This is a genomic window from Marinifilum caeruleilacunae, assembly GCF_013141825.1.
GTDB classification, from domain to species: Bacteria; Bacteroidota; Bacteroidia; order Bacteroidales; family Marinifilaceae; genus Marinifilum; species Marinifilum caeruleilacunae.
Genome location: NZ_RZNH01000002.1, coordinates 189209 through 209393, shown reverse-complemented (window position 1 = coordinate 209393; position 20185 = coordinate 189209). Strand labels below are relative to the sequence as shown.

The following is a 20185-nucleotide window of genomic DNA, read 5'->3' as shown; positions in this document are numbered from 1 at the left end:
GCTTCATCAAATGGTGAAGCTTTTTTTATGGATCTTACTTTAATCAAAATTTATTTATACTCAATAAAAATAAAGGTGCTTTTTGCTTGACTTTCAGGTCTGTCTTTCTTAATTTCTATTCTATTGGATAAAAATGGAAAAGGATGCGATTAAGGAATATTGATATAGTCAAGCTGAAAAGGACAAGAAATGAGCGTAATTTTTCTGGTCCAAAATCTTCAAGTCGTAGAAATTTCTTAAAAGGTTTGGGCTTGGGTTTCCTGGCTTTTCAACCTTCACTAAAAGCATTAGGCAATGCTTTATCTAATGATATTCATTACAAAAAGAAGGCAAAACAAATTACTTTTTATTCCAACGATGGAAATTCATGGACGATTGATTCTGATCGATTCGATGGAAGAAGTAAATTAATTTTCAGGAAGAGAAATGACTCTTACCACCTGGTATTGAGAAATGCATTTTTTCCGGAAACTAAAATTCCTATCGATTTTAGAGCCATTATTTACTATGATTTTGCCTGGAGAATCAGAATTGATTTTACCAAACTCGATGTATCGGATGATTTGAATTTTTCAGATTGGATCAATGAGAAAAGTAAATTAAGTGGACTAACATATTTGAATCAATGTTTGAACTTAAACCAGAAGTATAGCCTGGATATAGAAGATCATTATCATATTATAATTGATAAGTACTGGAAAATTACTTTAAAAGGGAAACAGCTGGCAAGCTATCGCTGGAATGGACAAGAATGTTTTGCAGATCGAATTTCTATGAGTCTTCCAACGAAAGAAGACCTGGCCATTTACAAATCAACTTTTAAACCTGTATTGCAATGTACAATTTTCAGTACATCTATTAATCACTTGTTAAATGCCTGGAAATTTAATGATAATTCAGACTTAAAGTCATCTGGTGATCTTCTTCATGAAATTAAAATCTTAAAATCAAGCTCTCAATTTGCAGGTCATTCAAGTATCGTGTTTTTGGATGAAAGCCAATTAAATAATAAGCCTGGATTTCTCTTTCATAAAAAAGTGAATAAGGAACAGGATGATATCATAAAACTCTACCAATCGCAAATGGCAATGGAACTACATGCCAATGAGGAAAAGTTGGTTTTTTATGCCAGCCTGGCTGATTCTGGTGTGTGGATGAATTCTGCAAATGCTTCATATCAAATGCGAAATCCGAATGAGCATGTGGCTTTCGAATTGAATGGAAGCAATGGTACGATTCATTCTGTTAAAGGGCTTGCTCTGGTTAGTGCAACCAAATACTTACTGCAGGATGCAATTAGTTTGGCGGTTGAATATCCGGAAAAACCAGTCGCAGAAATTGATTATCAGGATCGGAAACTACAATCGAAAAAGAAAGTGGTGATTGATTCCAGGCTGGGGAAAATTAAAATTAAAGAGAAAGAAATTATAAGACTAAGTGTACTTCGCCCAGAGGATATGTTATTTCTCCAATTCGAGTTTTATAATTTCCGATACATCAAAAAGGATCAACAAAGCTATTTGGAAATCAATAATCCAAAAAAGCCAGCCACTATGGTAGTTGTGTTTCCTCCTCAGCATACGCTTGAACAAGCCTTTTGGGAAAACAATTCATTGCCGGGTGGAGAAGGCAATGAGAATGTGATATTGCCAGCAAAATATATAAGAAGTGGCAAAAGTCGATTGGTTTATTCTGTGCCGGCCAATTTTAAAGGCATGCCAATTATTATGGATGAACTTTTAAACTGGTCGCGTTTTCGATTAAAAGTGAATTACAGGGCAAGAGTTCTGGAACCTGTTAAACTAGTAATTAATAAATTTCAGAAACTGGGTAATTTTCTGGGCAAGAAGAGTGTTTCCACACCAAAAACTCTCAGCAAACAAAGCTTAAACATTGCCAGGTACTCTAAAAACAGGTTAAGTAGTAGGTATTTGTACAATAAAGATCAATTGGTGAAAAATTTACCAGGGGAAGTCAGCGGACAAATCTATGCCAAAATCAATTATGCATCACTTAAGGCAAACCTATTAGAGATGCGAAAGCCTAACATTCTGGAAACATCTATCGAAGCACCAAGCCGATTGTTTATTTCACCAAATCAGCTGGCGGGATTTTCTCATATACAAAAATTAAAAATAAAAGATCATCAGGAAACTGCAACAGGAAATATTCAAAATCTACAGTTCAATAATCCTTTAATTACCAACAAAGGAAAACTATCTGAACTGTGGCATTCACGTATGGGGGTAAGACTAAAGAATGGAGAAATTGACGAATATGGTATGGAAGGTTTTAGAAGTATCCGTGCACTTTGGGCTCGTGATGCCTTTAAAAAATTGATGCCAAAACCGCCAAGAAATAAACCGTTCAGAACAGCATTAGATGGTCGGGACAGGCACAATATTGTACATCAGACTTCTAATTTTACCATTAAATCGTATACGCCAAGAGCAGTACAAGCTAAAAAATTCATGATGTCTTCTTTGGGTGCCTGGATCGATTTCAATGTAAATTTCGATTATCCCGATTTTCATGCACAGCCCGATTTGGAATTGCTGGAATGGGAACACCTGTCTACTTTGGGAAGAGACCATTATGTGAAGGTGGTTGAAGCAGGTTTTCTGTTTCCGTTTGGACATACGGCAGCCCTGGTGAAAATAACCGAGCGTAAACCGGATAAGGCTACCCGGGCAGCGGTGAACCGACAAAGAATGTATATTGTAATCCTGGAGCCGATAGTCTATTATGAAATGAGAGATTCGCAAAATGGATTTATCCCATTTCCATTTCAAACTGTTGAACTTCCAGCTACAAGAACACCCGATTTAGATGCTCCGCAAAACCTTGTGAATATGGGCGGAGATTACAATTTTCTGATTCGAAGCGGAGGTACAGACTTAATTTTTGATCTGCTTTTGGTGGATCAGGAAGGAGAGGAACAAAAAATCAAACTTCCTTTGATATTTATTGGGAAATCTGCAGCATATAATGAATCAAAATCGACACAGTTGGTTGCAGTTTACAATGCCGAAATGAATCGCTTTAAAGCGGATTTTAACCTGCAGAAAATTGCCTTTTCAAAATCATTGATTGAGGGTGACACTACTTTCGAAACCAAATTTGTTGATTTTGGAGCGATTACTCTCCAGGGCAAACCTGCTGGCATTTTAAAGTTTCATCCTAGCATAAAAACAGCATCCGTAAAGGTAAAAGCTGTTGAAGAATTAACAGGAAATCCAGATCCGGTTAGCATTGAATTACAGGATGATGACAATGCAGCGAAAGTTTTTGCGAAAGTTCTGGATAATTTAAAGGCGGATTTTTCTGGAGGTTCAGACAAGTCTGGTGGATTTATGAGTCCGAATACGCAGCTCACTTCTCTTTCTAAATTGAAAGGTCCAATGGGTGGAGCGGTTGACAAATTGCAGAACCTGGAGTTTGATCCTGCAGAATTTTTCGCATCGGCAGGTGATATGCCTGTCGCCAAATTATTTGGTGTTGTTTCCATATTCGATCTCTTGCTGGGCAATCTGAATTTTGGTGCTGAAGGAAATCAACAATCCGAGGCTTTAAGTGGCTTAAGCAACCAAATGGAAACATTAAAAGAGGATATTCTTGAACAACAAGCCATGCTGGAATCCGCGGCCGAAGATGCCAAGGCGACCATACAACAGGAAATTCAAAATCTAAGAAGTCAACTTGAAAGTAAGGTGAATGAACTGGAACAACAATTAACCAGCCAGGTGCCACGAATCCCAAACTTTAATGCCTACAAAACCGATAAAGCATTTGTTGTGGAATATCGCTGGATTCCTGAAATGGAAGCCAGTAAATCATTATTTGGTGGTTTCCTTACCGTAAATGTTCAGAAACCTAAAGAAGCCTTACAGATTTTAAGCAAATTAAGTCGCCCATTCGATACATCACAAAAAACACAGTTTGGAGTAGATGCCTCTTTCACCGATTTCGATGTTGAAATTAAGGAATTGATCCGCGTAAGCTTTAAATCACTGAAGTTTGGTGGAGGCTCGGGTAAAAAGGCCGATGTAAAAGTGGAGATGGCCGAGGAAGATTCAATTCTGTTTTTGGGACCATTGAGCTTTGTAAATCAGTTGCAAAATCTAATCCCTTCCAATGGATTTGCTGATGGACCATACATGAAACTTTCTCCGACAGGAGTAAGCGCAGGTTTCGATTTGGCCATTCCAAGTGTTGAGGTTGGGGTTTGTACCATTGCAAATATGACCCTGGGTGCAGGTGTTAATTTACCATTTACAGGCGCACCTTTAACGCTTAAATTCAACTTCTGTAAGCGAGAAGCTCCGTTTTTATTAACGGTATCGGCATTTGGAGGCGGAGGATATTTCCTCATGAAAACAAGTGTGAAAGGCTTTGTGGGAATGGAAGCTGCCTTTGAGTTTGGAGCAGCTTTATCGATGAATTTTGGAGTGGCAAGTGGAGGAGTATCGGTTATGGGTGGTTTCTATTTTAGTATGGAGATTGTTGATGATCATACCGAAACCATTTTAACAGGTTATATCCGTTTTAACGGTTACCTCTCAATTCTTGGAATTATAAGCCTCTCAATTGAAATTTACCTGGCTTTTGTTGCCATGTTCCAGAATGGTAAGGTTGAAAAGCTGTATGGCGAGGCCATCGTAAAAGTGAAGGTAGAAGTTCTGTTCTTCAGCAAAACGGTAACGCTTACTGCTCGTCGAGAATTGAAAGGTGCCGATGCCGATCCTACTTTCCAAATGATTATGGAAGAAAACGATTGGCTGGAATATTGCCAGGCTTATGCATAATAAAAAACAAGCAATCTATCATGATTGGGAAAAGATAAAATAGGAACTAACTATTGAAGCAATGAAACAAAAGATCATATTCACATGTTTGCCACACCGAATTGATGCTCAAAACAAGCTTAGATTCTCGGTGCAGGTTAGTTTACGTCTCGAAAATGCGGTTTCTACAACACTATCTTCCTTTCCTGATATGGAAAACTGGCCAGGGAAACTGAAGAATGCTTCTTTTAAATTAAGATTAAAGAATGGGACAGAATATGATATTAATTTGAATTCAGACCTGTTGGATAATGACTTGTGGATGAAACTTATGCACAAAGACATTCGCGTGGATGGATTTCAGCAAGAAGATTTGAGCCAAACTCGTATTCATTCCTATCCAATTAAGCATGTGCAAAGTTTTGTTTTAGAGACTTATAAAAGGCTTGGAACCAAAAATCCTGATCGATTAATTGATCCCAAGGACCTGAGCGATCCGAAAAGCCTTGGACAGATATCCAAATTTAAAAAAAGGGATACACCAAAGCCACCCGAAAGCAACGCTACAAGCTCAAGCAGAAGGGTATTTAAGGAGTCCGATTTCCTGGATGTGGATGAAAGTACAAGCCAAAGATTGGAAGAACTGAGAAAAAAGAATGGATTTGTCCCTTTCCAAAAACAGGCCAACCCCAAAATGGATTTTGCACAGTTTAGAGATTTTCATAAAACCGATCGGCCTACAAGATATGCGCCATTGGCAAAAATAAAAAAGCCCGAATTCGAGTTTCATGATATTTTGGCTGTTGTTAGCACTTATCCGCAAATCCAAAGAAAATTGGGAGTGGTTCTCGATTTTAGTCTTGATATTCCATCGGGTTTTCCGGCAAGTCAGGCCATGAGGTTAATTATTGAGAATATCGATTTTATTACCAATACAGAAGTATCGGTTCCTTTAACAGCATATCGTTATACCGAAAAAGGATTTTACGCTCAGTCAAAAGAGGATTCTGATATCAACCTGGGCTTTGTAAAAATCAATACCGACACTTTTACCGCTTTTCAAATTGATACCGATGGTGTTGCCATGAAAGTGAACCATATGGTAGACAATAAGATACAGGAAGAGGTGAAGCTGAAAATAGTAGAGCTCGATCTGGGCAAAAGCAAGCGATTTAAAAATGCAGCAATCCCCGCCGACGAACCGGAAAAGGAAGGTTTGCCATCGCTAAGGTCGGCGGGTATTGGAATTGCCAGAAACGGAATGGGTGAGCGCTTGAATGCCAGGTTCTTGCAGGCCAAGCAATTGCAGGCCAAAATTATCGATCCATCGAAAATGGATAACAGCTTAAAGCTGATATTGTCTGATGAAAGATTATACGCCGAAGACCTTGTACAAGGGTACCGAATGGATGTTGCTTACGCTAGTGATCCTGAAAAATGGCACTCTTTACACATGAGAAAGGAGTCGTATTCCTATTTTGATTCCAGTAATGTAGAGGAGTTTATTGATGATATTCAGGTGGATGAAGGTTTTATACAAACCGCCGCTGCAGAAGATACTGAGAATGCCAATGAGTTATTTGTAGGTGAAAATATGATTCGCTGGGAAGGATGGAGTTTATCGGTTCCCAAACCTGGATTTGCCATAAATGAGGCCGAAGATGAAAATGTTGATCCTTCGAAACGAGTTGACTATGTGAATACCTCGAAGAATGTGGAAGTAAAAAAATACCAATTCGATTCTACCCGCGAATTTCGATTACACACCAAAACCGAAACTGTAAAAGGCAGTTTGCCAAGACTGCGATTCGGACGTGATTACATGCTACGGGTAAGAACCGTAGATTTGGCTGGTAATAGTGTTCCACTTGAGTCGCAGCCCGAGAAAGTATCGGAAGCTGTGATCAGGGGTTTCCGCTACTATCGTTACGATGCTTTGATGAACCCGGTTCTATTGTTAGGATCGGAATTGAAAGATGGTGAAGCATTGGAGGAATTGGTAGTTCGAAGCAATTATAATATGACAACCGACGAGTTTCAGGAACGATATGGCAGTTTGGATGCTAGCGAGAACAGAAATGCTACCAGGCATTTTTTGCCACCAAGAAACTCACAATTAATTGCAGAACAACATTCAAAATTTGATAAGGCATTTGGGAACAATCCTGAGGTAGCCAAGGCACTTTATGAACTGATTAGTTCGAAAGAAGTACAATTGGAAAAAGGGGAGAATGGTAAGGAAAAAGTCTATAAGGGAGATGAAGTTGATTTGATTTATTTGCCAGATCCGGCTGCAGCCGGAGTTGCCTTATTTTTAGCAGATGGATATGATAAAACACATTCTCAGGCATTTGAGCCAAGATTGTTCAGCTTTTTTGGTAATGCTGAATTGAGTTCGAACGATACAAACATTTCGGTTTCCGAAGATAACTGGTACAAAGCAAAATCTCTACGAATTCAATTGGTCGAGGGAAGTACTTCATTTGATTGGAAGGCCTCGGAGCGACTGTTATTGGTATCCCTGCCAAAGGGAGAAAGAATAAAGCTGAGGTTTTCTACCTTCTGGAGAGAGGAAGATATGAATGAACTATCGGGCATGTGGCAGCTGCTGCAGGAAGAAAACCCTGCAAACATAGATACAATTAAAGAACTTGCCCGAAGCGGAAGACATTGGATGATTAGCCCTGCCAGGGAAATTGAACTCACTCATGCCGTTCTGCAACCCGTTGAAGCGCCTCAAATAGAAATTATTAATCCTGATAAGAATTACGATGATACACATGCCTGGCTGCATACAAGATTTTCAGTTCATGGATTTTCGAGTCATAAAGTAGAATACAAAGCACGCTGGAAAGATCGAAGAGATGACCCAAGAACAGTTGAACCCGATTGGGTAGATCATTCAGACAATGTAGAAGAAATTGACATTTCATACCACGATAAAAGTGTGGATAAGGGAAATCTTCCTAAAAAGAAGGATCCTTCGAAACAAATAGCCATACAAGGGCAAAACAATCAGGCCAAAGCTCAATTGCAGGTAAGTTTGGCAAGTGAGTTTAGTGGTGCACTAAAGCACAAGTTTGGCGATACGAAGCATCGTTATGTAGATTATTACCCCGAAGCAACCACTCGTTATGCCGAGCATTTCGACAAGCTGATACAATCGGAAGGTTTGGAAATGACAAGAGATGGAGAATGGATGGAACGAGTGAATATATTAAGTTCGGACCGGCCAAAAATCCCATTCGTGGAATATGTAATCCCTACATTCGAGTGGAGAAAAACAAAAAGTGCGAGCGTAATGCGACAGCATCGTCTTGGTGGCGGTTTACGTGTATATTTGAAGAGGCCATGGTTCTCAACAGGAGAAGATGAGATGCTTGCAGTCTTGTTACCGGGATCTGATCCATCGAAAATATCCCAAACCATTGCTGCTTTGGGAGGTGCAGGATTCAACAGTATGTTTACTCATTGGGCACAGGATCCAATCCGTCCATCAAAGCCTGCTGGCATGAATTACCCTTCCATTAAGGATTTTAGGCACAATCCGACTGTCGATAAGGCTTTGGTTTATCCCGGTAAGGAAAAGCACAAGGTAAATGCTGTGGCTTATCCAGTTGAATTCGATAAAGAACGAAAGCTATGGTATGCCGATTTTGCCTTGAATCATGGAAAAATGTATTTCCCATTTGTAAAGTTGGCTTTGGCCAGATATCAGCCACATTCGGTTCGAAAAGCCGGACGAGATGTATGCTTGTCGTCGGTTGTAATGGCAGACTATATTCAGTTGGTGCCTGAACGAATTGCCACCCTTACTTTTAAAAAGGATAATATGAATTCCCGTTTTACATTGCAGGTGGAAGGCGTAATTTCAAATCCTCTTGATCGAAATGGAAATACAGGCAACTATTTGGAAATAAGTTTCCTTGACCCTGAACTGGTACAACCGGTTTATGGAAGTGTATCCGATGGCAGAAATGAAGACAGCCTGGAAGAGGAAGGAGTTAGCATTCCAATTTCTGGCAGTGTGGTAAAAAATAACTATTTTACTGTGGTGCGCGAATTTAAATTGAGCAGAAAGTATAAGGATCAACCGCTTCAGGTAATTGTGCAGGAATTCGAAAGAGGTCCTAAGGGCAGTGGCAACATAAAGAGTCTTGCCACAGCAGTATCGGAAGAAAATCAACCTAAATTGGTGTATGCCGATGTTTTTAAAATTAACGCACCAGCGGATAAAGTGAAGAACTAGCAAAGATAATCATAATAATTAAGGAAATAATGACCAAAGAAGAAGTATTTAAAGAGCTTGAATCATATGGAAACGAAGGAACGAAAAATGTTCTGATCAAACATGGTGCTCGTGAACCTTTTTATGGCGTAAAGGTGCAGGATCTTAAGAAAATTGTAAAGAAAATTAAAAAGGATTATCAATTGTCGTTGGAATTGTACGAGTCTGGTAATTCGGATGCCATGTACCTTGCTGGTTTGATTGCAGATGAAAAACAGATGACAAAAGCAGATCTTCAGAAGTGGGTTAAAGGCGCATACTGGCAGATGATTAGCGAATATACCGTTCCCTGGATAGCCGCAGAGTCTGATTTTGGATTGGAGTTGGCATTGGAATGGATTGAATCGGATGAAGAAAATACCGCCGCTGCAGGTTGGTCAACCCTATCGAGTCTGGTAGCCTTAAAAAAGGATGAAGAGTTGGATGTGACACAACTTAAAAGCTTACTGTTGAGAGTTGAGAAAGATATTCATCAATCTTTGAACAGGGTAAAGTATACCATGAATGGATTTGTGATTTCGGTAGGAGCCTATGTAGAAGAGCTAACCGATTTATCGATGAAAACGGCTGAAAAAATTGGGAAAGTAGATGTGTATATGGGCAAAACATCTTGTAAAGTGCCTTTTGCACCTGAATATCTGCAAAAAATTATTGATAAGGGGAGAGTTGGTAAAAAGAAGAAAACTGCTCGCTGTTAATTTCATGCCAATAAATATGTAGTACAATGCAAACTCAAACTTTACAGATTGTAGAAATTTTCAGGCAAAATACCGATCCTGAATATGCCAAACGCATGTCAGCATACATGAAGAATCATTTCTCTTTTTTGGGAATACCAAAGCCCAAAAGAGCTGCGCTTAGCAAAGCGTTCCTGAAAGAGGCAATAAAAGAAAAAAGCATCGATTGGAACATGGTTATGTACTTATGGGATTTGCCAGAACGTGAGTATCAATACCTGGCATTGGAATATCTCTCCAAACTGCAGAAATACCTGGTAAAAGATGATCTTTCAAAATTAGAGATGCTTATCCTATCTAAATCCTGGTGGGATTCGGTTGATGCCTTGGCACCACTGGTTGGAGTAATTTGTAAAGGATATCCCGAAGTAAAACAAGAGGTGATGTACGATTGGATCATAGATTCCAATATCTGGCTAAAACGAGTCACAATTATTTTTCAATTGAAATATAAAAATGATGTGGATACAGAATTCCTCTCAAAAGCAATTCGATCCAATCATCTGAGTAATGAGTTTTTTGTGAATAAAGCAATTGGTTGGGCCTTGCGACAATATTCGAAGTTTAATCCCGACTGGGTAAGAACATTTATCTCTCAACACTCTTTATCTCCACTGAGTATTCGGGAAGGGAGTAAATATTTATAACTTTCGTTCGAATTCATTAATATGAAACAAGCATGCAAGACATTTATCCGCAAATGATTAAAAATTTGCCTGAGGCTGATATCCCATTTAATGGGGTACGAGGTTGGGTAGCCCAGGGAGAAAATCAACAAATTGTATTTTTTGAGATTGAGCCCATTGGAGAAGTACCAAGACATTCGCACGGGGAACAGTGGGGAATGGTGATTGATGGCGATATGGACCTGACCATTGATGGCAAAACAAAAAATTACAGGAAAGGGGATCATTACTACATTCCTGAAGGGGTATTGCACTCGGCCAAATTTAACAGCAAAACCATAGTAATGGATTATTTTGCCGAAAGCGACAGGTATAAACTGAAATAATTCTTTAAAGAATTTCAAGCTGCTTATTTGTTCTCGTCTTTCCTGAATCTACAGGTTAACAGGAGCTTTTTGCCCCCTTACAATAGCCTCTTACCGACTTTTAGGAATTTTTATCTGGAATTCGTCTGCCTTGCCAGTCATTCTTGGTACATTTGTGCACCTTCTATGGACAAGAACAGCCAAAATGTATACGAATTAGAAAATGCCAAAATCAGCAGTTTGCTGTGGAAATATTTTTGGCCTGCATTTACGGGAGTTGTAATTAACTCGCTGTATAATGTGGTTGATCGTATTTTTATTGGTCAGGGCGTTGGATCGGTTGCCTTATCGGGTCTTAGTGCCGTTTATCCTATTATGCTGATATTAATGGCATTTGGAATGCTTATTGGAATGGGAGCGGGAGTTCGAATTTCAATTAATTTGGGAAAAAAAGATTTTAAAAGGGCCGAGTGGGTTTTAGGGAACTCTTTTATCCTGATGATTATTGTTTCGGCATTTATTACCATTCTTGGCTTTACCATTAAAGATCCTTTGTTAAGACTTTTTGGTGTATCAAGCGATACCGTTTCGATTGCCAACGAATACCTCAACATTATTCTATATGGAGCCATTTTTAATGTGGTTGGCTTTTCCCTGAATAACCTGATTCGTTCGGAGGGAAATGCAAAAATTGCCATGTACTCCATGCTAATAAGCGCCGGAACAAATATTGTTTTAGACCCGATCTTTATTTTTGTTTTGGATATGGGTGTTGCAGGTGCAGCCTATGCCACAATCATTTCGCAAATGATTCTTTGTGTATGGGTAATCAAGCATTTTAGAAGCAACAGATCGGTAATCAGATTACGAGCCAGCAATTTTAAACTGAATCCTCAAATTATTTTGTACATCATTACCATCGGATTTGCACCATTCTCTATGCAGATTGCAGGTAGTTTTGTACAAGGTTTATACAACGTACAGCTCATAAAATTTAGCAACGATATTGCCATAGCAGCAATGGGTGTAATCAATTCGGTTGCCATGCTTATTGTAATGACCATTATTGCCATTAATATGGCAGCTCAGCCAATTTTTGGATTTAGTCATGGTGCCAAACATTACGAAAGGGTAAAGGAAACTCTAAAAATCTGCATGACTGCTGCAACGGGAATTGCCCTGGTTGGATGGATTTTGGTCCAGCTATTTCCTGAAACTATGGTACTGGCCTTTAACAGCAGCGATAAAGAATTGCTTGAAGTGGGGTCGAAAGGTTTACGAACCTTCCTGATTGCCTTGCCAATTGTAGGCTTTCAAATTATTGTAGGAAATTACTTTCAGTCCATTGGGCGAGCTGGTGTTTCCACCTTATTAACCCTGATGAGACAGGTTATTTTACTCATTCCGATCCTTTTCATACTTCCAAAATTCCTTGGTTTAGACGGCGTTTGGTTTGCAGGTCCAATTTCAGATGTTGGATCGGCCATTATTGCAGGAATCTTTATCATTTGGGAATTTAAAAAACTAAACAAGAAGTTGACCTAAACTTCTGCCATAATAGGCTTAATTTTCGATTCTAAATTAGCCATGTTATGAAATATTAATCTGTTAATCCCTTAATATTTTGTATTTTAATAAATCAATTGATTACAAATAGGGATGTAATGAGGAGTGTTTTTGTTTTTCTGTTTTTCTTTTTATTGTTTGGTTGCTATTCGCAAGATGTACCCATTGTGAATGAGCAGCATCCAAGATTGGAATTAAGTCAGGAACGATTTGACTGGTTGAAAGAAAATATCTCTTTGGGGGAAAGCCAGGAAACCTACCAACGCTTTAAAAGCAGTTACGATAGAAATTGGGTGACCAACTCCAAGACTTACCTGGTGGGTTCGGATTCAAGTCAGTGGAACTACGAATTTGGATCGAGCCATGCTTTTCAAATGTCCAGAATGACAGCTTTCCTTCTAAAAATGGGAACGGATGGTTTGGCTCTTCAGCGTTGTGAATTTATCATTTCCAGGTATGTGGAATACCTCAATTCCCTCAATTTCGATAACTATTCCGGCGATACAAAAGAAAACCTTCTTCGTAACAATTGCAATTACGGAGCCATACTTCTGGATTGGACCTACAATGAAGTTCCGCAAGCAAAACGGCAGAAACTTTCACGGGCCTTGTATCGGGTGCTCGAATACTTCATGGATAACTATGTTTTAACTCCTTCTGGCAATTCATATGTTACCAGCCATAACATTTATAACTGTGGAATTACCATGCATGCGGCACTTGCCCTACATGGCGCCGACGGATTATCATCCGGTCAAATGTCTGATGTAAATTCTTGGTATCGTACTCTGGTCGATAAGTGGGAGAATGGTATTCTTCCGGCCTTTGCTCACTTTCGTGATGATGATGGAGGCTGGAATTGGGGAGCTGCCTATTCCATGTTTGGCTTGCCTCGACAGTACCAGTTTTTCGATGACATGAAAATTGCCACCGGTAAGGATTATTACCAGGATCAGGATTGGATCAGGGAATCGATCAACCAGTATTGGTATTTTTATCGACCTGATTATTACACCATTCATTTGGGCGATGCAGTAATTGGATTAAACCAGGCCAACAGGGTAATGTATCGTCATGCAGCGGAATTTGGTGATGCAAGAAGTCAATATTTGGTGCAGAAATATGGAGGTGCTGAATACCTGAACAATACAAACCTGGTGTTTCAGAAGCTATTGTTTAAAGATTTTGAAGCAGCTACAGTTTCCCACCCTGAACCTCCTCTTGATTGGTGGGCCGATAAAACAGGTTTGGCCGTGAGCAGAACTTCATGGGATGAGGATGCGACTATGCTTTGGTATTATTGTGCACCAGCCAAAAGGGCCGATCACGAACACAGAGACAACAACCATTTCGTTATTATTCGGGATAAACCACAAATATTAGATGCAGGTTATTACGATTCTTATGCTACCGATCATTACAACAACTACTATTCTCGAACCATTGCGCACAACTCTGTTTGTGTTTTCGATGCATCGGAATCTTATCGGGCTTTTGGTCGATCGGTTTCCAATGATGGCGGACAAATATGGACTGACCGATTGGAAAATGTGGGAGAAGTAACAGATAGTGACCATAGGAGAGGTGAGTGGTTAAAGTTTGCTGCCGCCGATGAATATGCCTATTATATCAGCGATGCAGCAGATTCTTATGCATCGAACAAGCTGGATCGATTTGAGAGGCGATTGCTCTATCACAAACCTGATCGTGTCCTGATTTTGGATCATATTCACCTGCTAAACACCAATTCTCGGGAACGAAAAGCCAAGTACATTAATCACTTTGCAAATCGTCCCGATATCAATGGGCAAATTGTAAATACAAGTGTTCCCGATAAAATTCTTACTTATAACGGGAAAGATTATAAGGCTTCGCATGGCAATGGAAATGTAGCCATTCGTACTTTGTTACCAGAAGCCAGCACCACCACTTTAATTGGTGGAAACAATTATGAGTATTGGGTAAACGGAACGAATTATCCGCCCAATGGCAGTCCAAACCTGGATTTAGAACATCCTGGTTCCTGGCGTATCGAAGTGGAACCAAGCGAGCTAAAAGAAGACCTTGTATTTTTGCATACCATTAAAATTGGCGATAATCAGAATTCTTCCAATGCAGGAGGAGAGCTACACCAAAACGAATCAAGCATTGGGGTAGATTGGGAAAATCATTTGTACCTCTTCCATGCCAATGGTGATACGCTTAACACATCTTACACCATAAATCCGCTTGATGGAAACAGGACCATTAAAATTTTTGCTGTAGATATGCAGGCAAATACTTCCTTTGGCGTTTTTGTAAACGATGAATTGGCCCGAACTGGCGATTCCAACGAGGATGGAATATTTGAAATTACGGTTGATTTGGCTGAGGGAATGCATAAAATTGTGGTTCGTGATACCATTGCAGGCGATCCAAATCCGGATACAGATCCCGATCCTGATCCAACCCCAGATCCGGATGAGGAAGCGGAAAGAGAAGTGAAAGTTTATCCTAATCCGAGTAATGGCATTTTTACCGTTTTGGTAGAGCATGAGGAAGTGAGCGAATTTCGGGTAAGTGCTTTCGATTCGGCCGGCAGAAAAGTTACGGAGTACTTAAATTCGGGTAACCGATTGGATTTAAACATGAACGGACTTTCCTCTGGTGTGTACTACCTGCTCATTCAATACCTCGATAAGCAAGTGAAACGTAAAGTGATACTTGTTGATTAGCTACTGTCGATCAAAATTCCATATTGTCTGTATGTTATCCTAATGCTTAATGTTTTTATCTTTGGAGGTATGAAATTAAAGCACATCAACAAATTTGCATTTTTATTGGCCATCTTACTCATGGCTATGTCTTGCAACAACACCGGAAAGAAGAAAATGGAAAAGTCTGCCTACTCCATGTATATTGGAACTTATACCGATACCGATTCAAAAGGAATTTATCAGATTTCAATGAATAAATCGGGGAAGTTTGGGGAACTGAAACTTAAGGCAGAAACTGTAAATCCTTCTTATTTGTGCTTTGCCAATAATGGAAAGAACCTGCTTGCCATTAACGAGATTAACACACTTGACGGTGTTGGAAGTGTTGAGAGTTATAAAATTGGAGAAGAACTGGATTTGTTGAGCAGAAAGTCGAGTGGAGGCGCACACCCTTGTTTTGTAACTACTAATAATGAAGGACTGATTCTTACAGCCAATTACACAGGTGGCAATACCGGATTTCTGCGAATTGACGAAGATGGAATGATATCTGAATTATTGGATGTAAATCAGCATGAAGGATCGGGAAGTGTTCAAGGCCGACAAGACGCCCCTCATGCTCATAGTGTTTGGTTTCAGCCCAATAGTAAGCATATTATTGCAGTTGATTTAGGAAGCAATGAGCTCTGGCTGTCTAAAATTGAGAATGATCAATTTGTTGCTTTAGAAAGGAATCGAATAGCAATGCCAGAAGGTGCTGGTCCGCGTCATTTGGCCTTTCATCCTAATGGGAAGTGGATGTATGTAATCAATGAGTTGAACAATACCATTAGCAGTATCAATACAAACAATTACCAAGTGGTTCAAAACACATCGAGCTTGCCCAAAGATTTTAAGGGAAGCAGTTTTACCGCAGATATCCATATTAGTTCTGATGGCAAGTTTTTATACGGATCTAATCGCGGACACAACAGTATTGCAATTTTTGAAGTAATGGAAAATGGTGGCTTGGAATTAATCGACCATGTGTCAACCCGTGGCGATCATCCCCGAAATTTTAGACTGAGCCCAGATGAAAAATACCTGGTAGTAGCCAATCAGAATACCAATAACTTAATCAGCTTTAAACGCAATAAAAAAACAGGTTTACTCACTTTCGTTGATGAGGCAAAAGCAGCGAAACCTGTTTGTGTTTTGTTTGAGAATTAGTTTATTCAGCTGGTTTAAATTCGATTAAGAGCAATGGGTCTGTTGGCTTTAATTGGGGGTAAAATCCCACTAGCACAGACCAAAGTTCTGTTTTTGAATTGAAGCCATCCTTTTGTACTTCTTCTCGGTTTAGGCTTTCAAACTTTTTGTATTTCACTTTCGTGATATCAATGGGAATTGGAGGTTTATCATCAAAAATGGCTTCACCTCTTCCCAGTTCAGGAGCTGCTTCCTTAAATCTTGCAGTTTGAGTTTTGTACCCATTTTTAATGTCTTCATAAAAATCGGAGTGGAAATGGATTTTAGACATATTCGTTGAGTCTTAGGTAAGATAATATATGAGCGCAAAGATATTAGCTTATTCATTGCGCTCTTTTGTATCTACTGAATATTTACTTTACTCTTTTTATTCAACACCATTTGAACTTCTTCAAACACCAAATTCTGAATATCAGGATAAGTTAATTCTTTGGGTAAATCTTTAAAAAAACGAATTTCAGCAATTTCGGATTTTGGCAATTCACCCAAATGGCTAATGTTTGCAAAAAAGATTCTTCCATAATTAATTTCACCTTTCCAGTCGCAGGAATAATCAGCAATCAACCTGATGCTAAATTCCTTTGCTCCTGTTTCTTCGAATAATTCGCGCCTGGCTGCTTGCAAGGCACTTTCATTTTCTTCGATATGTCCGGCAGGCATTTCCCAGCTCTCTCTTAAACGATGGCGAACAAACACCCATTTGTCCTGGTATTTCGAACAGACAATGGAGTATTTCAAATTATCTTCTGGTAGACTTAATGGATCTAAAAAATTAACAATTGGTTGTGTCATTTATATTTTGATTATTCAGAGGTTGATTTGCCTTTGTACATTTCACTAAATGGTCCTTCAATGGGTTCCCAAAGTTCTACTTTATTTCCTTCCGGATCAAGAATCCAGCCAAATTTTCCATATTCAAACACTTGCATTTCACCTACAATTTCAACCCCTTCTTCGGCTAAAACTTTTAGCAATTCTTCCAGGTTTTCTACCCTGTAGTTGAACATGAAATCTTTCTTCGAAGGCTTAAAGTATTCCGTGTTTTCATCGAACGGCCCCCAAATGGTAAAGCCAGTTTCTTCAGGCTTGCTTGTTTTTTGCCACTCAAACACTCCACCATATTCGTCAGGACACTGAATGCCCAGGTGCTTGTTGTACCATTCTCTGGTTCCTTTCGGATCTTTGGTCTTAAAAAAGATTCCACCTATTCCTGTTACTCGTTTTTTCATAGTTTCAATTTATTTGTTGTAATGTATAATTCCTTGAATCATTCCTCTAAAGATAAATACATGAAATGGATAGCTCAAATACCAATACAACCTTCCGGCCAAACCTTTTGGCCGGAATATGGCTTTTTGCTCTAACTGATTTTTGTTGAGCGAAAATTCAAGCCAGGCCTCACCAGGCAGCTTCATTTCTGCATAAAGCAATAACCTTTTATTTTCTTTATCTGCCAATAGCACCCGCCAAAAATCCAGCGAATCGCCAATCTCTATTTCATTAGGATGTCTTCGTCCACGGTTGAGTCCAACACCTCCGAATAATTTATCGATAAAACCCCGAAATTTCCACAACCAATTGGCATAATACCAGCCTCTGTCACCACCCACGGCCCAAATGTTATCGAGGGCCAATTGTTGGTTTTCTACCGGCAGAACCTTGGTGTCAAAGAAACAACCAAAACTTGGAGGCTCAACATACTTAAAGTTTCTGTTGGAAAGCCTACCACTGCTTAGGGCATCTTTCCACGAGGAGATTACCATTTGTTGTTTGATTTTTCCCATGGCCCTTTCTATGGCTTCCTTGTACGAAATGGGCTGTATATTTAGAATTTGTGCAAAATTGTTTGGACGACAAATCACTTCAACTTTCATGCTGTTTACCAGGTTAACTGCCAAATTGTATGAAGTAGAAGTAATGAAAAACAGCCAGTACGACGAAAGACGAGGAGTCATAATTGGTAGCGTAATGATTTTCCTTTTAAGTTTTCGCACTTCGGCATATTGTTGCAACATTTGCTTATAACTCAGCACTTCAGTTCCCCCAATATCAAAAGTTTGGTTGAGGCAATCTTTATGGAAAATCACTTTGTGCAAATACTCAATTACCGTTCTAATGGCAATGGGTTGACATTTGGTGAGAAGCCATTGGGGCGTAATCATAATGGGAAGTTTCTCTACCAAATCACGAATGATTTCGAAAGATGCACTGCCTGAGCCAACAATAATCCCAGCCCTTAAAATGGTATAATAGCTTCTGCTTTGTTTTAGAATTTCTTCCACCTCTTTTCTCGACTGTAAATGTTTCGAAAGCTTATCCTCATTGGCAATGCCACTCAAATAAATTATCTGGCGATTTTCAGTCTTTTTCAGATAATCGATAAAATTCTGAGCACATTGTTTCTCCAACTGATCAAAGTCTTCGGTACCATGTAACATCGAATGGATCAGGTAATAGCTTACCTCAATATCTTTAGGGATTTTCTCCAGGGTTTTGGCCTGTAATAAATCAACCTCAATCAGATGTAAATTGGGATGTAAAAGCTCTTTGTGCGTAAATCTTTGCTTGTTTCTCACACAACAAAATACGGTATGTCCCTGTTCCAAAAGAATGGGAAGTAAACGTTTTCCGATATAGCCGTTTGCCCCGGTAAGTAATATTCGCATATTCTAATTTTAATAATCTAATTCACATCTATTATTGTTTCTTCAATGCTTCCTTTCGCAATTCCTCAATAAAATCAGTCTTGATCCAGTATAGGTCAAGATTCCCATTCTGAGGTGAAATGGCACTTTTCTTAATCTCTTTTAATACAGGTTTTTCCTGACGAATTTGCTTATTACTCGAAAAAATAAAATATTTTCCATCAGGAGATAAAGAAGGAGATAAACCGTGAGCATTAGGAAAGTTTACTTTTTTACCCATATTCATTAGCGGAGTCCAACTGTCATTTCCTTTGTTAAAACTGATGTAATAATCGGAACGACCAATGCTGTTTCCCTCAATAAACGTACATAGAATGATATAGCTTTCGTCTGGTGCTACCATCGAATTGTACTGCATATTTGTTGGATTCACCTCCTTTGGCAATCGTTCCGGTGTTTGATATTTACCATCAACCAAGCTCGATCGATAAATCATTTGTACATTCTTTGCTTCTTCGTGTGTGTAATAGATGGTGCCATCATTGGTTAATGTTGGATAATACTGCCCTGAATCCGTATTAACTGGTCCTTCCAGCAAATAGGGTTCCGACCAGCCTTCAGCTGTTTTGTCCATTAGCCAGATGTTCTGGTAAAACCAACCCGCTTTTTGTTCTTTGCCTTTGGGTGCTCTTGTCGACATAAAGTAAAACTTTTTGCCATCCTGCGAAATGAATGGTTCAAGGTCGTTGTAATTCGTGTTGCCAGAAAATGAAGCAAATTCGGGTTCGGTCCAAACACCATTAATCATTTTGCTTTCGGCAATAAAATAGCTTGCTCCATTTCGAACCGTATAGTATATCTCTTTTCCATCAGGGCTCATTGTAAAATCTCTTTCGTGCATATAAGTAGAAACAAAATTGGGCGCGAATAGTTTAGCAATACTGTCGTTTGCATTTTCCCCTAAATATTCTCCTTCACGAATATTTTCAACTGTATTTTCTGTACTTACCTGGCATGAAATGAAAGTACACATGGCAATAATGAGATAGATAAATGCTTTCATTGAGTTAAAGATTTGATGAGTAGTGTTCTAAATTTAATAAAATTATTAGTCAACTTTTCATCATTAAAATTTTATTTATTCATGATCAGTAAAACACGTAAAGGCAATTCATTTTTCGATATAATTCCTACTCTTTTTTGAATTTCCTTCAAGGATAAAACACAGCT

General features: G+C 39.1%; 13 protein-coding genes. 8 read left to right on the top strand and 5 right to left on the bottom strand.

The genetic code is table 11. The features are described 5' to 3' along the window. Positions 1-143: 143 nt before the first annotated feature. The 8 genes from ELS83_RS02375 to ELS83_RS02340 all read left to right on the top strand — a co-directional run bounded on the left by ELS83_RS02375 (position 144) and on the right by ELS83_RS02340 (position 16271). The gene (locus ELS83_RS02375) at positions 144-4805 is read left to right on the top strand and encodes a hypothetical protein (RefSeq protein WP_171593910.1); all 4662 of its coding nucleotides are present in this window, start codon (positions 144-146) and stop codon (positions 4803-4805) included. Between the two features lie 61 nt (positions 4806-4866). Further along, complete coding sequence (locus ELS83_RS02370; RefSeq protein WP_171593909.1) at positions 4867-9033, top strand: hypothetical protein; 4167 nt, start codon at positions 4867-4869, stop codon at positions 9031-9033. A 29-nt stretch (positions 9034-9062) separates the two neighbouring features. After that, complete coding sequence (locus ELS83_RS02365; RefSeq protein WP_171593908.1) at positions 9063-9770, top strand: DNA alkylation repair protein; 708 nt, start codon at positions 9063-9065, stop codon at positions 9768-9770. Between the two features lie 26 nt (positions 9771-9796). Continuing rightward, positions 9797-10456, top strand: a complete 660-nt coding sequence (locus tag ELS83_RS02360) for a DNA alkylation repair protein (RefSeq protein ID WP_171593907.1) — start codon at positions 9797-9799, stop codon at positions 10454-10456. 32 nt (positions 10457-10488) lie between these two features. Next, a complete protein-coding gene (locus ELS83_RS02355; RefSeq protein ID WP_171593906.1) occupies positions 10489-10821 on the top strand; it encodes a cupin domain-containing protein in 333 nt (110 codons plus the stop codon). A 165-nt stretch (positions 10822-10986) separates the two neighbouring features. Next, positions 10987-12345 carry an MATE family efflux transporter gene (locus tag ELS83_RS02350; protein ID WP_171593905.1) on the top strand — a complete coding sequence of 453 codons (1359 nt, stop codon included), beginning with the start codon at positions 10987-10989 and terminating at the stop codon, positions 12343-12345. A gap of 119 nt (positions 12346-12464) precedes the next feature. After that, positions 12465-15080 (top strand): T9SS type A sorting domain-containing protein, encoded by a 2616-nt coding sequence (locus ELS83_RS02345; RefSeq protein WP_171593904.1) that lies wholly within the window; start codon positions 12465-12467, stop codon positions 15078-15080. A 69-nt stretch (positions 15081-15149) separates the two neighbouring features. Then, positions 15150-16271 carry a lactonase family protein gene (locus ELS83_RS02340; RefSeq protein WP_171593903.1) on the top strand — a complete coding sequence of 374 codons (1122 nt, stop codon included), beginning with the start codon at positions 15150-15152 and terminating at the stop codon, positions 16269-16271. A gap of 1 nt (position 16272) precedes the next feature. Here the strand turns inward: ELS83_RS02340 and ELS83_RS02335 are convergent, their stop codons facing one another. The 5 genes from ELS83_RS02335 to ELS83_RS02315 form a co-directional block, all read right to left on the bottom strand. After that, entirely contained in the window at positions 16273-16581 is a 309-nt protein-coding gene (locus ELS83_RS02335) for an ASCH domain-containing protein (protein WP_171593902.1), read from the bottom strand. Positions 16582-16652: 71 nt separating this feature from the next. Continuing rightward, positions 16653-17102: an NUDIX hydrolase gene (locus tag ELS83_RS02330; RefSeq protein WP_171593901.1), complete on the bottom strand. Its 450-nt coding sequence runs from the start codon at positions 17100-17102 to the stop codon at positions 16653-16655. An 11-nt stretch (positions 17103-17113) separates the two neighbouring features. Then, entirely contained in the window at positions 17114-17539 is a 426-nt protein-coding gene (locus tag ELS83_RS02325) for a VOC family protein (RefSeq protein WP_171593900.1), read from the bottom strand. Positions 17540-17548: 9 nt separating this feature from the next. After that, a complete protein-coding gene (locus ELS83_RS02320) occupies positions 17549-18976 on the bottom strand; it encodes an SDR family oxidoreductase (RefSeq protein ID WP_171593899.1) in 1428 nt (475 codons plus the stop codon). Between the two features lie 31 nt (positions 18977-19007). Next, positions 19008-20018, bottom strand: coding sequence for a TolB-like translocation protein (locus ELS83_RS02315; RefSeq protein ID WP_171593898.1), 1011 nt, complete (start codon positions 20016-20018; stop codon positions 19008-19010). Positions 20019-20185 lie beyond the last annotated feature (167 nt).

What these genes read in the sequence shown, in the direction of transcription:
- ELS83_RS02375 (WP_171593910.1), top strand. Translation starts at nt 144, where the DNA reads ATGCGATTAAGGAATATTGATATAGTCAAGCTGAAAAGGACAAGAAAT.
- ELS83_RS02370 (WP_171593909.1), top strand. Translation starts at nt 4,867, where the DNA reads ATGAAACAAAAGATCATATTCACATGTTTGCCACACCGAATTGATGCT.
- ELS83_RS02365 (WP_171593908.1), top strand. Translation starts at nt 9,063, where the DNA reads ATGACCAAAGAAGAAGTATTTAAAGAGCTTGAATCATATGGAAACGAA.
- ELS83_RS02360 (WP_171593907.1), top strand. Translation starts at nt 9,797, where the DNA reads ATGCAAACTCAAACTTTACAGATTGTAGAAATTTTCAGGCAAAATACC.
- ELS83_RS02355 (WP_171593906.1), top strand. Translation starts at nt 10,489, where the DNA reads ATGCAAGACATTTATCCGCAAATGATTAAAAATTTGCCTGAGGCTGAT.
- ELS83_RS02350 (WP_171593905.1), top strand. Translation starts at nt 10,987, where the DNA reads ATGGACAAGAACAGCCAAAATGTATACGAATTAGAAAATGCCAAAATC.
- ELS83_RS02345 (WP_171593904.1), top strand. Translation starts at nt 12,465, where the DNA reads ATGAGGAGTGTTTTTGTTTTTCTGTTTTTCTTTTTATTGTTTGGTTGC.
- ELS83_RS02340 (WP_171593903.1), top strand. Translation starts at nt 15,150, where the DNA reads ATGAAATTAAAGCACATCAACAAATTTGCATTTTTATTGGCCATCTTA.
- ELS83_RS02335 (WP_171593902.1), bottom strand. Translation starts at nt 16,581, where the DNA reads ATGTCTAAAATCCATTTCCACTCCGATTTTTATGAAGACATTAAAAAT.
- ELS83_RS02330 (WP_171593901.1), bottom strand. Translation starts at nt 17,102, where the DNA reads ATGACACAACCAATTGTTAATTTTTTAGATCCATTAAGTCTACCAGAA.
- ELS83_RS02325 (WP_171593900.1), bottom strand. Translation starts at nt 17,539, where the DNA reads ATGAAAAAACGAGTAACAGGAATAGGTGGAATCTTTTTTAAGACCAAA.
- ELS83_RS02320 (WP_171593899.1), bottom strand. Translation starts at nt 18,976, where the DNA reads ATGCGAATATTACTTACCGGGGCAAACGGCTATATCGGAAAACGTTTA.
- ELS83_RS02315 (WP_171593898.1), bottom strand. Translation starts at nt 20,018, where the DNA reads ATGAAAGCATTTATCTATCTCATTATTGCCATGTGTACTTTCATTTCA.